Annotated in this window: 10 protein-coding genes; 9 read left to right on the top strand and 1 reads right to left on the bottom strand. The window is 61.8% G+C overall.

Going from position 1 to position 12594, the window contains the following annotated elements:
* Positions 1 to 410 precede the first annotated feature (410 nt).
* The 8 genes from Pan216_RS03540 (at position 411) to Pan216_RS03505 (ending at position 8960) form a co-directional block, all read left to right on the top strand.
* Positions 411 to 848: a hypothetical protein gene (locus Pan216_RS03540; RefSeq protein WP_145254904.1), complete on the top strand. Its 438-nt coding sequence runs from the start codon at positions 411 to 413 to the stop codon at positions 846 to 848.
* 504 nt (positions 849 to 1352) lie between these two features.
* A complete protein-coding gene (gene hisF, locus Pan216_RS03535; protein WP_145254902.1) occupies positions 1353 to 2123 on the top strand; it encodes an imidazole glycerol phosphate synthase subunit HisF in 771 nt (256 codons plus the stop codon).
* A 29-nt stretch (positions 2124 to 2152) separates the two neighbouring features.
* Entirely contained in the window at positions 2153 to 3328 is a 1176-nt protein-coding gene (locus Pan216_RS03530; protein WP_145254899.1) for a type IV pilus twitching motility protein PilT, read from the top strand.
* An 85-nt stretch (positions 3329 to 3413) separates the two neighbouring features.
* A complete protein-coding gene (locus tag Pan216_RS03525) occupies positions 3414 to 5111 on the top strand; it encodes a GspE/PulE family protein (protein WP_145254897.1) in 1698 nt (565 codons plus the stop codon).
* 22 nt (positions 5112 to 5133) lie between these two features.
* Positions 5134 to 5787, top strand: coding sequence for a CvpA family protein (locus Pan216_RS03520; RefSeq protein WP_145254894.1), 654 nt, complete (start codon positions 5134 to 5136; stop codon positions 5785 to 5787).
* 54 nt (positions 5788 to 5841) lie between these two features.
* Positions 5842 to 6738, top strand: coding sequence for a DUF58 domain-containing protein (locus Pan216_RS03515; RefSeq protein ID WP_145254891.1), 897 nt, complete (start codon positions 5842 to 5844; stop codon positions 6736 to 6738).
* Positions 6739 to 6821: 83 nt separating this feature from the next.
* Positions 6822 to 7496, top strand: a complete 675-nt coding sequence (locus Pan216_RS03510; RefSeq protein WP_419193214.1) for a phosphoribosylanthranilate isomerase — start codon at positions 6822 to 6824, stop codon at positions 7494 to 7496.
* 165 nt (positions 7497 to 7661) lie between these two features.
* Positions 7662 to 8960, top strand: a complete 1299-nt coding sequence (locus Pan216_RS03505) for a DUF1015 domain-containing protein (RefSeq protein WP_145254885.1) — start codon at positions 7662 to 7664, stop codon at positions 8958 to 8960.
* Positions 8961 to 9536: 576 nt separating this feature from the next.
* Here the strand turns inward: Pan216_RS03505 and Pan216_RS03500 are convergent.
* Positions 9537 to 10877, bottom strand: a complete 1341-nt coding sequence (locus Pan216_RS03500; protein ID WP_145254882.1) for a PhoH family protein — start codon at positions 10875 to 10877, stop codon at positions 9537 to 9539.
* A gap of 404 nt (positions 10878 to 11281) precedes the next feature.
* Between Pan216_RS03500 and Pan216_RS03495 the strand changes: the two genes are divergently transcribed.
* On the top strand, positions 11282 to 12376 hold the full coding sequence (locus Pan216_RS03495) for a CHAD domain-containing protein (RefSeq protein WP_145254880.1): 1095 nt from the start codon (positions 11282 to 11284) through the stop codon (positions 12374 to 12376).
* Positions 12377 to 12594 lie beyond the last annotated feature (218 nt).

Here is a 12594-nt window from a genome sequence, read left to right as displayed (position 1 = left end):
GTTGAATCAACCGGGGGGAGCCTTGCGGGGAGTCGCCGGCGCTTGAAGGGCTAGCCCCGGTTGCTGTGCTACCGGGGCGGCGTAGCCGCAAGAAGTCGCGGGAGGTGGTAGAGATCCGTGAACGGAGAGTTGCCGGCGAAAGTACGATTTGCCCGAGACTTCTTGCCGACTTCGTCGGCCCCGGTTGAATCAACCGGGGGTAGCCTTGCAGGAAGTTGCCGGCGCTCGAAGGGCTGGCCCCGGTTGAATCAACCGGGGGGAGCCTTGCGGGGAGTTGCCGGCGTTCGAGGGGCTAGCCAGAACTCCCAGGATGATCAGGAACGATCGCCACATCCATTGACAGGTTTCGCGGGGAATGGGATAGGGCGGGGATGGACAGGAAGACCATTCAGACAGGGCGGAGCCGACGCATGCACAAGCACACGTTGTTTCTTTCAGGACTCTTGGCGGTGACGATGGGCGTCGGTTGCGGCTCCCAAGGTTCCGACAGCGCGCCGACGAGCCAGGCGACTCCAGCTCCCGCCCCTAAGCCGACAACCTCCGTTGCCGAGACCGCCTCAACGCCCTCGCCTTCCCCGACCGATACGGTCGCGAAGCCCGTGAGCGTCTCGACACCCGCTCCCGTCGCCGCCACGCCGTCGACGAAGGAACCCACCCGAACCGCGACGAGCACTCCCGAGGTCGCGCCGGAGCCCGTTCCCGCGCCGGCGATGGTCACGTCCGAGAGCAAACCCGCCGAGGAAGTCGCCGACGGATTCGTGCTGCCGGAAATCGAGATCGAGACCGAAGCGCCCAAGGGACCTTCGCTTCCGGGCCTTAGCAAGGGCGACGAGAACAAGAAGCTGTAGTGCTCTGGTCCAACCAAACTCTAGGGTGCCATTGGCTGCTTGCCAGCCAGTGCCAAAGGGATAGGGCGAGACCAACACCAACTTCAAGTTGGACCAAGTGCTTCAACAATTCGCTTCGGCTCCATCCCATGTCCGCACCATCCCGCCTGGTGACTCGGCCCAAGGCACGACACGCCTTGGTAAAGACCCAACTCATTGCCACTGGATGAGAAGCAACCAGTGGCATCCCAAGAGCGAGAAGGGTCATGGACAGGGCGGTTGGCATCAAGGGAGACGGCCGCCGGAGACCCATTCGCTTTCTCCCCGCTGGAAGCGCAACCGCGCCGTGTCGCATGACGGCACGAGCCATCGACCAACCTTCCCATCTCCCCTCTCGTCCCCGATCGCGTCGGTCGTTCGTCAACCTTCGTGGGCGTCTCTTGAATCGGACCAACCAAACCAGAAGACTGAGGTTGGCGTCATTTTTGCGAACCGAAGACCTTCCCAATACCTAGAACGACCATTATGCTGGCCAAAAGAATCATCCCGTGTCTTGACGTGAACAACGGTCGCGTCGTCAAGGGGACCAATTTCGTTCAGTTGCGCGACGCGGGCGATCCGGTCGAGATCGCCGCGCGGTACGAGGTCGAGGGAGCCGACGAGCTGGTCTTTCTCGACATTACGGCCAGCCACGAAGCACGTGACATCATCCTCGACGTGGTCCGTCGGACGGCCGAGGTCTGCTTCATGCCGGTGACGGTGGGTGGCGGGATCCGAACGTTGGAGGACATTCGGAGTTTGCTCAATGCGGGTGCCGACAAAGTGTCGATCAACTCGACCGCGTGCAAGGATCCCGAGTTCGTCCGCAAGGCGGCCGAGCGCTTCGGGAGCCAATGCATCGTGGTGAACATCGACCCCAAGCGGGTGATGCGTGACGGAAACGAGGTCTGGGAGGTCCATATTAACGGGGGACGCGTCCCGACGGGACGGGAAGCCGTGGCGTGGGCCCAGGAAGTCGAGGAGCTGGGAGCGGGCGAGATCGTTCTGACTTCGATGGATGCTGACGGTACAAAAAATGGGTATGATTTAACCATGACTCGCGCGGTGGCCGATGCGGTGAGAGTTCCCGTGGTCGCGAGCGGCGGCGCCGGGCACCCAAGCCACTTGGCCGACGCGGTGACGGAGGGAAGAGCGGACGCGGCGTTGGCGGCGAGCATCTTCCACTATGGCGAGTACTCCATTCAAGAGGCCAAGCGGTTTCTCGCGGATCGCGGCATCGAAGTCCGCTTGGTCTAACGGCCAGCTAACGTCAAAGGAACCTGAGCATGGCGACGGCGGAAGCCAAAGATTCCTCGCAGAAAGAAGACGCCCCCAAGGAGCAAGCCGGCGGGGCCGAACCGAAGCGCAAGACGCTCGAAATCGAAAAGATCTTTCGGCTCTGCATGAAGCTGGGCGGCTCCGACTTGCACCTCAAGGCGGGCAAGCCCCCGATGATTCGTCACAAGGGCGACATTCGGCAGATCGAACTACCGCCCCTGAGCAATCGCGACCTGGAACGCCTCTGCATTCCGATGCTCAACGAGCGCAATCACGAGATTTTCTTTCGCGAGGGGGGAGCCGACTTCGCGTTCATCATCGGCGACAACGAGGCGCGTTTTCGCGTCAACATGTTCAAGCAGCTCGGCAACATGGGGCTGGTCGCTCGTTTGGTCAACCAGTCGATCCCGGGCTTCGACAAGCTCTTTCTGCCGTCCGCCCTGGCGGATGTCTGCCTGCATCATCAAGGCTTGATCATCCTCGCGGGGGTCACCGGTAGCGGCAAGAGTACGACGATCGGGTCGATGCTCAACTTCGTCAACTCGAAGCGGCGTTGCCACATCCTAACGGTCGAGGATCCGATCGAATTCGTCTTCACCGACGACAAGGCGATCGTCAATCAACGGGAGGTCGGCCACGACGTCCTCTCCTGGTCGATCGCCCTCAAGCACGCGATGCGGCAAGACCCCGATGTCATCCTCGTCGGCGAAATGCGTGACCGCGACACCTTCGAGGCGGCGGTTCACGCGGCCGAAACCGGCCACTTGGTCTATGGAACGATCCACGCGTCGACCGCTCCACAAACGATCGGGCGTATCCTTGACTTGTTTCCTCATGAAATGCATCACGCCATTCGGCAAACGATGGGGTTCAATCTCAAGGCGGTCATTTGTCAGAAGCTGATGAAGACGACGCCGGAGTGGCAGGACAAGGGTATCTCGCGGGTGCCGATCAACGAGATCATGCTCTGCAACGCGACCGTTCGCAAAGCGATCATGGAAGGCAAGGACGAGAAGATCCCGGACTACCTTCGGTCCTTCGAACACGAAGGGATGCAAGACTTCACGATGGCGCTGCGTCAGCGAGTCGAGGCCGAGATGGTCACGCGCGAAGCCGCCTTCGAGATCGCCCCGAACCCCGACCGGCTCAAGATGGAGCTCAAGGGAATTCGGGTGCCCACTTAAATCGACCCTTCCCTGGTTGGCCGTCGCTCGTCACGCGAGCGAATGGTCGCGAGCGGAAGCGACAAGCACGGAAAGGGGCCCATCCTTGAAACGTCTACTCCCAGTGTGGCTTGCGGTCGCGATGGCCGGGCTGACGGGAACCGCCCTCGCGGGGGGACCGCTCGCGCTCCTCGCGCAGGTACCGCGTGGCTCCGGGTTCACCCTGAACTACATCACGCTGATCGTCGCGATCGCCCTCTTTCTCGGGTGGACGGCCCTTTCGCACTGGGTCAACGAGGACGCGCAGTCGATTCGCGCCGACGCGGGGCTCTGGAACTCCGCGGTCCTCTTTCTCGGCCTGGTCGGCGTCCTGCAATTCTTCATCGTGGAGAACTTCGTCGCCTCGATCGGTATCTACGTGGCGTTCGTCCTCGGGCCCGTGGTGGCCTTCGTCTACATCGCCCACAATCCGAACGTGGCGGACAACCGTAAACTGCTCACACCAGAGCACTTTGAGCGACTGGCGGCGCGTTTTGGGATGCGTTTCGACAAGGACGATGTCGGCGAGGAGGAACTCCAACTCACTTTCGTCGCCAAGACGAGCACCGGCCGACGCGAGGATGCCGTCAGCAAGGCCGAGGGATCCCGCGGCTACGGGTCGGCCAAGGAATTGATGTACGACGCGATCCAATCGCGCGTCACCGACATCCACCTAGAGCCGAGCGGCGAGCAACTCTCGGTCCGCTATCGTATTGACGGCATTCTCCATGCCGCCGAACCCTTCGATCGCCCGACCGGCGACGCGCTGCTAAATGTCTACAAGGTGCTCGGCGCCATGGACATCACCGAACGGCGCAAACCCCAGGACGGCAGCTTCGGCGTCATCCTCGGCGAGGACAAGGAATACGACATTCGTGTCGCCACCTCCGGCTCGTCCCACGGCGAGAAGATGGTCTTGCGTATCCTCGACGGTTCGCAAGACATGCTCAAACTCGAGCGGGTCGGGCTCAACAAGAAGCTCCGCGAACGGATGAGCGAGATCATCGAGCAGCCGCACGGGATGGTCCTCTGCTGTGGCCCGACCGGAGCGGGCAAAAGTACGACCCTCTACGCGTGCCTCAATACGCTCGATCGCTACATGCACAACGTCATCACGATCGAGGATCCGATCGAATACCGCTTGGATGCGATCACGCAGATCGAGATCAACACCAAGGCTGGACAGACCTTCGCGGGCAGCCTGCGGAGCATCTTGCGCCAGGACCCCGACGTCATCCTCGTCGGCGAAATCCGCGACGCGGAGACGGCGACCATCGCTTGCCAAGCCGCCCAAACGGGCCACTTGGTCTTCAGCAGCGTTCACGCCAATGACGCGGTCACCACGGTCTTCCGTCTGCTCGATCTCGGCGTTGACTCGAGCAACTTGGCCACGGCTCTCTCGGCGGTGATCGCCCAACGGCTCGTCCGGGTACTTTGCAAGAAGTGCCGTCAACCCTACGTGCCGTCGCCCGAGCTTCTCTCGAAGCTGGGCATCAAGTCGAGCGCGGGGATCGAGGCCTTTCACCGAGCCCAGAAGGGCGGCTGCGAGCACTGCTCCACCACAGGTTATTTTGGTCGTACGGGAATCTTCGAGTTGCTCACCGTCAGCGAGCCGATGCGCGACATGATTCGCGACCGGACCTCGCTGAAGGAACTCAAGACCGAGGCCCGACGCAATGGGTTGGAGTTGATGCGCAACTATGGCATCCGCCTGGTCGCGCGGGGCGTGACGTCGGTCGAAGAACTCAAACGAGTGGCGACGTAAACGCCGGGAGAACCGAAGAACGATGCTCTATGTCTTGGTGATCGGCCTGATCCTCGCCTCGGCCGGCCTTTTGATGAAAGAGGGCGCTCAGGGCGCGGCGGTCGTCCTCGTCGCGACGATCTTCTCGGGGCTGATCGCCTTCACGACCTTCGAGCCGATCGCCGCGTTGATCGAACGATCGGTCCCCGCGATCGGAGCCTACGCGGACGCGATCGTCATCCTCGCGATTTTCTCCCTCTGCGTGACCGGTCTGCGGTTGGCCGCCGAGCACCTCTCGCCGGTAATGGTCAAGCTTCCCGGGATGGTACATCAGATCGGCGGGGCGCTGATCGGAGCCTTCAACGGGTGGATCTTGGCTGGAATCTTCCTGTGCGTCTTCCAGACCCTTCCGCTTCACCAAAACTTCTGGGGCTACCAGTACCGCAATCTCGAGAAGGGAAACGCCTTCAACCCCGATCGCTACTGGCTTGCGTACGTCGATCATGCCAGTCGGGTCATCTTCGATCGCTCGCCGGCTCACCCCTTCGATCCGGCGGCCGACTATCTTTACCGCTATCACCACTATCGACGCTATGACGACTCTGGTAAGATCGAAACGGTCGGTGGATCGCCCGGCGATCAAGAGACCACGCGTCCCACGCGTTCTCGTCGGGGCGCCAGCCCACGGCGGATCTAGGGTTCGCATCCCGTTCCGCCTTCCTCGTCATCGTGCCCACGTCGAGACCTTTCGATGGGATCCCAGGAGAAATATCTCAAGCCGGAGGTCATCCGCCAGGTCAAGCGGCTTGATCTGCGGGCGCGGTTCATCGTCGAAGGCTTCATCAGCGGCTTGCACGCCAGCCCCTTCCAGGGCTTCAGCACCGAGTTCAGCGAACATCGCAAGTACACGCCCGGGGACGATCCCAGCACCATCGACTGGAACGTCTTCGCCAAGACCGACCGCTTCTACGTCAAGAAATACGAGGCCGAGACCAATCTCGACGGCTACCTGGTCATGGACCTCTCCGCCTCGATGGACTACACCCATGATCAAGAGCTGACCAAGTTCGAGTACGGCATCTGTCTGGCCGCCTCGCTCGCGTACCTCATGATCCATCAATCCGATGCCGTCGGCTTGGTGACGTTCGATACCAAGGTCCGAAACAGCCTGCCTCCCCGCAGTCGGCGCACCCAGCTCTCGGCCATTCTCGCCCTGCTGGCGAAGCTAAAGCCGACCGGGACCACCGACATCGCCGCCTCGCTGCATCAAGTCGCGGCGATGGTGCGACATCGGAGCCTGTTGATGGTCTTCAGTGACCTCCTGAACAATCCCGACGATGTCATCCGCGGCCTGCACCACTTGAAACATGGCGGCAACGACGTCATCGTCTTCCACATTCTCGATGCCGCGGAGGCGGAGTTCCCGTTTCACGGAATGGTTGAACTCGAGGACGTCGAATCGGATCGAAAGATGGTAATCGACTCCGATGGGCTTCGCGCGGACTACCTCGAGGCGTTGGCGGAGTTTCAAGACCGGTATCGCCGCGATTTCGCCCACGCGAGGATTGACTATGTCCCCGTGCACACGGGGATGCCCTTCGATCGTGCACTGATGGAATACCTTGTCGATCGCAGTCGGCGCGCATAAACGTAGTAGGTGCGTCGCGGGATCGGCAGCCATTGACGATGTCTTTTGGCCTGCGAACGATCCCAGGTGAAAAGGAATGGTCCATGATGCAGCAGCGGACGCGCATCAAGATCTGTGGCATCACCTCTCCCGAAGACGCCATCATGGCCGTCGGCGGCGGCCGTGCCGATGCCATCGGATTGAACTTCTGCCGAGAGTCGCCGCGGCGCGTCTCCTTGGTCACCGCGCGCTCGATCGTCTCCAACACCCTTCCCGGCGTGGAAATCGTCGGCGTCTTCCGCAACGCCGATGCCGGAGCCATTCGCGACACCCTCGCCCGGACCGGGGTTCACTCGGTGCAGCTCCACGGTTCGGAGCCTCCCGCCCTCGTCGCGGAGTTGGCTCCGCTTCGCGTCGTTCGCGCCTTTTCCTGGAAAGGCCCCGAGACCGCGGCCCTCATCACGACCTTCCTTGAGGAGTGCGATCGGCTGGGACAGTTGCCGAAGGCCATCCTGCTTGATACTCATCGGAAGGGGATCGCGGGCGGAACAGGGATGACTTGGGATTGGGACCAGGCGCTGGAAACTTCCTTTGACATTCCCATGATCCTCGCCGGTGGCTTGAACCCCGAGAATGTCGGGGACGCGATTCGTCTTCTCAGACCGTTCGGGGTCGATGTCGCCAGTGGCGTCGAGTCGGCTCCGGGGGTCAAGGATTACGATCAGCTCGCCGCCTTCTTCCGTTCCGTCCGTGAAGCGGACGAACTCGTTCGGGCTTAGAGATCACCGCCAGGAACGATTCATCCCCGTCGGCCCCTCGCAGGCTGTTGAGCTAGGCGTGCCAAGGCGAACCCATTCGCCCCCGGCCCTCCGAGCCTTTCAGCGGCCTGCTCGCGTGGGCGTCGTCGATCATGAACCATCGCAGCCACTTGGGGAGAAGCTTCCATGGCAGACATTCGGGCCTTCCGCGGCCTTCGCTACGACTTGGCAAAAACCGGCTCCTTGGCCGACCTAATCGCGCCTCCTTACGACGTCATCGACGAAGGCCTCTCCCAACGGCTTCACGCCGCCAACGACCACAACGTCATCCGGTTGATCCTCAACCCGACCAAACCCGAGGACACCGACACCGACAACCGCTACACCCGCGCGTCGAAGACCCTTCGCCACTGGCGCGAGTCGGGCGCCCTGGCCGAGGAAGCCGAACCGTGCGTTTACGCCTACTTCCAAGAGTTCACTTGGGAAGGCGTGACCTACAACCGCCGCGGCTTCATGGTCCGCGTGCGCCTCGAACCCTTCGGCGAGGGCAAGATCTACCCACACGAGGAGACGATGCCCGGCCCCAAGGCCGACCGCCTGAAGCTCTTCCACGCGACCGGCATGAACTTGAGCCAGATCTTCGGACTCTATCCCGACGCCGATAACGAAGTCGCCAACAGCATCGAAGAAGCCGTTCGCGGCAAGACCCCGCTCGAGGCGGTCGACCACCTTGGCGTGACCCATCGCCTCTGGACCGTCACCGATCCCGAGACCGTCAGCAAGATCCAGGGATTGATGGGACCGAAGCCGATCTTCATCGCCGACGGTCACCACCGCTACGAGACGAGTTGCAAGCACCTCGAGGAACGCGAGGCCGCCGGCAAGGTCACCGGACCGGAGGATCCCTCCTGCTTCACCCTGATGATGCTCGTCGGCATGGACGATCCGGGACTCAAGGTGATGCCGACCCACCGCCTGGTCAGTGGCCTACCCGGCATCACCTCGGCACAGCTCCAGGACCGTCTGGGCGAAGTCTTCAAAATCGAGGCGATCGGCAGTGGCGAGGAGAAGGCGCGCCAAGCTTGCGAAGCCGTCGAATCCTCCGACCGGCAAGACATGATGGCCTTCGGCACGACCTCCGATCAGGAGTGGTTCGTCGCCACCCTGAAGGATCCCAAGGCGATGGACGCCGCCGTCAGCGATCATTCGGAGGTCTGGAAGTCACTGGGCGTCAGCATCCTGCACCGCTTGGCGTTGGGTAAGTGCCTGGAAGGAATGGGCACCCCCTCGTGCACGTACGTCCATCTCGTCGACGAAGTCCTCGAGTCGATGGCCGCGAAGAGCTGCGACCTCTGTTGCATCGTGCAGCCGGCGACGGTGGAGCACATTCGGGCCCTGGCGAGCAAGTTCGAGAAGATGCCGCCCAAGAGCACCTACTTCTATCCGAAGCTCGCCAGCGGATTGGTCTTCAATCCGATCCACTGATCGGCTCTCCCAAACCCTGAGCCCCCGGTTGTCCCGCGACCGGGGGTTGGACTCGGCAACCCCAACGGGAGCGCGGATCCTCGTAGAGTGGGCCTGCGGCGCACCATCGATAGGCAATACGGTCCCCCTACACTCTCGACACCCGCCAAGAGTTGGTCGCTTCGCGAATGGGGCAAGGGAAGAGTTATCGCCCCACCGGGGCTCGCCATACGGGACTCGACAACCTGGCACTCACGTGCCAGCCTCTATTCGGCCGCCGCTTCACGGCTTCTCTGTTCCACCGCAGCCCTTGAATGGGCTCATCGCTCCGCGACCAGGTCGTTAGCGTCCTCAATCATGGTTGCCTTCGGTTTCCACTGGCTACTTGCCAGTGCCAAAGGATTGGGGCGACATCAACACAGACTGGAAGTTCGAACAGAGCGTTGGCGTCTCGATTGGCAAGTTCGCGACATGAAGCCTGCTCCATCGTTCGCGCGGAATCTTGCCCGATCGCAAGCGTTGTCCCCATGCCCACGCAAGCGTGGGCGCAACGAAGACGGGACAGACGAAGCCCCCGCCGAAACTGCCGATCAATCCTCACAGCAGGTTGCTGGCCATCTCGGCGAGGACTGAACGCTCCCCCTTCTCGAGCGTGACGTGGGCGTAGAGCGATTGGCCGACCATTCGGCTCGTCAGGTAGCTGAGCCCATTCGACAGAGCGTCGAGGTACGGCTGATCGATCTGGTGGATGTCGCCGGTGAAGACGATCTTCGTTCCCTCGCCGGCACGGGTGATGATCGTCTTGATCTCGTGCGGGGTAAGGTTCTGGGCCTCGTCGACGATGAAAAAGACCCGCTGCAAGCTCCGCCCGCGAATGTACGCCAACGGCGTGATCATGAGCTTCTCGGAGTCGAGCATGTCCTGGATGCGTTTGGCCCCGATGTCGTGTTCGCCGAACTGATGCCGAATCACCGTCAGGTTGTCGAACAGGGGCTGCATGTAGGGCGTCAGCTTCGCGTCTGAATCCCCTGGCAGAAACCCGAGGTCCTGGTTTCCCAGAGGCACCACCGGACGCGCCAGCAAGATCTGACGGTACTTCGACCGGCACTCCAGCGCCGCCGCCAGAGCGAGAAGGGTCTTCCCCGTCCCCGCCTTGCCCGCCAACGTCACCAGTTTGATGTCGTCGTTGGTCAGCGCCGCCAGCGCGAAGGCCTGTTCGGCATTTCGGGGCGAAATCTGATACGCCTGGAGTTTTTCAACACGCGCGAAGCTGTCGGAGGTCGAACGGTAGGTCGCGAGCGCCGACTTCGAACCGTTGCGAAGGACGAAGTTCTCGTTGGCCAATGGATGATCGACGAGGGCGAGTTGCTCGCGAGCAGCCTCGCCATCGGTGTAGAAGGAGTCGATGACTTCGCTGGGAATGCCCTCGAAGGTCCGCTTGCCGCTGTACAGCTTGTCGACGCTCTCGACCTTGTCGCTGGTGTAGTCCTGGGCGGGCATGCCGAGGGCCTTCGCCTTCATTCGAAGGTTGGTGTCCTTGGAGACCAGGATGACCGAGCGATGGGGCTCTTTCTTTTGAAGCGAGATGCCGGCGTTGAGAATGCGGTGATCGGGCGTGTCTTGGGAGAAAGCGACCTTCAAGGCTTCGTCGAGCGGCCCGGTCAGGACAACGCGAATTGCTCCCATCCCTGGGCCAAGAGCAACTCCCGCGTCGGAGAGGATATCGCCGGTGAGCTTGTCGAGTCGACGAAGAAACTCACGGGCCTGAAAGTTGATGTCTTGGTTGCCACGTTTAAAGCGATCGAGTTCCTCCAATACGGTGATCGGAATGACGACGTCGTTTTCCTCGAAGTTTTGAATGCAGTTGTAGTCGTGCAGAATCACATTCGTGTCGAGGACGAACAGCTTGCCTACCGGGCGTTCCGGTTCCGTGGGCATTAAGGTCTCCGCGCTGGTGATCCATGGTCCCCCTGCGGCCCCGAGGGCCGGACGCGCAGTATCCCGCCAACCCTGCCGATCGTCAAGATTGCGAAGGCGGCGCGGGAGCGTTCGACGCCGGTTGGGCGAAAGTCGGCTCGTCCGCGAGGGTCGATTTCGCCGACATAAGAAGGAGCACGCGACTTCACCGTCGGGGGATTGACACCCCAACTCATGATACCGCATGGAGAAAGAGCGACGGCGCTCCTTCCGAGGGAACGGGCAAGAGAGACAAGATGAAGATTACGTTAAGATCCGCGAGCTTTCGGAAGGATATATAGACAGGGGAGTTTTCAGCCCCGAATTTTCGGCCCTCTCGATGGGCCAAGGATGGTCAGTACGAGCAACATAGTGGGACAGAGAGCGTGAAACTTCCTGAAAACTTACTCGAACAAATTCCCGAAAGTGGTGCGCGGTTGCTTGCCCTCTCCTCGTTGGACACCGCTTCCGCGGCCGTCCGGCGCCTGGAGGATCCACACGACACCGAGGCGCTGCACGACTTCCGAGTCGCCGTTCGCGGACTTCGCAGTCGGCTCAAAGCCTATCGGCGCTACTTCAAGCAGAACATTTCGCGCAAGCTCTTGACCAAGGTCAAAGAGCTCGCCTCCTCCACCAACGCCACGCGTGATGCCGAAGTCCAACTCCAATGGCTCAACGCGCAAAAAAAAGCCCTTGAAGGCAAGCATGCCCTCGGACTACAGCGACTCATCGACCGGCTCTCCTCGTTCAAGTCCGCCGGCTACGACGAGATCCGCGCCCAGGTCCAGGAGCGGTTCGGCAAACTCGAACCGAAATTGCGTGAAAGGCTGATGATGTATCGTCTCGAGATCCATCTCGAGCGTCCTCGCGCCGATTGCACCTTCGCCGCCGCCACCGCGGAACTTATTCGAGAAGATGCTCAGGAACTCGAGGACTATCTCCGATTTATTGAAGGGCCCGAGGACGAAGAGAACTCGCACGAGGCTCGCCTGGTCGTCAAGCGGCTGCGGTGCTTGCTCGATCCGATTCGTCACTTCATCCCCGAGTGCAAGCCGATGGTCAAGCGGCTCAAGGGATTGCAGGACACGCTCGGCGAACTGCATGACAGCCACGTCATGTCGACCGAGGTCGGAGCAACGATCGAAGTCGCCGCGACCCAGCAAGCCCGCGAACTGCTCGCCTCGGTGATGGGAGGTTACGATTCGGATCGCTCGCGCCACGATCAGGAGTGTCGCGACATCGTCGCGATCGCCAACGTGGTGCGGGGACGGACCCTCGACTTGTACCAGAAGCTGGAGAAGAGCTGGCTCCGCGGACGCGCCGAAGGGTTCCTCGGCCAAGTTCACGACCTGGCCAACCGCCTCTCCGCGTACGAGGCGATCACGCCGCACGCCCGCTTGAGCCGGGTGGCGAGGCTGCTTTGGTCACCGCGGCCGGCCACGCCCGAAGAGGGTGGCAAGGGATCGTCGCGCGTCGCTTAGCGGCGAGGTCACCGACAGGAGTTCGGGTGCCGCTGGCTGCTCTCGGGCCAGTGAGCACCGCTTCTCGTCGTTACGCCCCCGCGGTTACCTGGGGCGTCTTGCACCGGTCAATGGAAGGGGCGGTGTCGTCGTGGTCAGTTTGTCGCTCGGGTCCCCCGCCAGCGACGAGCGACCGCACGACGCCGCCCCGACGGGGCCGGACACTTCCTCTCACCACT

This window comes from Kolteria novifilia (assembly GCA_007748055.1).
Classification (GTDB): Bacteria; Planctomycetota; Planctomycetia; order Kolteriales; family Kolteriaceae; genus Kolteria; species Kolteria novifilia.
This window is presented reverse-complemented; position numbering and strand designations above follow the sequence as displayed.

What these genes read in the sequence shown, in the direction of transcription:
- Pan216_RS03505 (WP_145254885.1), top strand. Translation starts at nt 7,662, where the DNA reads ATGGCAGACATTCGGGCCTTCCGCGGCCTTCGCTACGACTTGGCAAAA.
- Pan216_RS03500 (WP_145254882.1), bottom strand. Translation starts at nt 10,877, where the DNA reads ATGCCCACGGAACCGGAACGCCCGGTAGGCAAGCTGTTCGTCCTCGAC.
- Pan216_RS03540 (WP_145254904.1), top strand. Translation starts at nt 411, where the DNA reads ATGCACAAGCACACGTTGTTTCTTTCAGGACTCTTGGCGGTGACGATG.
- Pan216_RS03520 (WP_145254894.1), top strand. Translation starts at nt 5,134, where the DNA reads ATGCTCTATGTCTTGGTGATCGGCCTGATCCTCGCCTCGGCCGGCCTT.
- Pan216_RS03530 (WP_145254899.1), top strand. Translation starts at nt 2,153, where the DNA reads ATGGCGACGGCGGAAGCCAAAGATTCCTCGCAGAAAGAAGACGCCCCC.
- Pan216_RS03510 (WP_419193214.1), top strand. Translation starts at nt 6,822, where the DNA reads ATGATGCAGCAGCGGACGCGCATCAAGATCTGTGGCATCACCTCTCCC.
- Pan216_RS03515 (WP_145254891.1), top strand. Translation starts at nt 5,842, where the DNA reads ATGGGATCCCAGGAGAAATATCTCAAGCCGGAGGTCATCCGCCAGGTC.
- hisF (WP_145254902.1), top strand. Translation starts at nt 1,353, where the DNA reads ATGCTGGCCAAAAGAATCATCCCGTGTCTTGACGTGAACAACGGTCGC.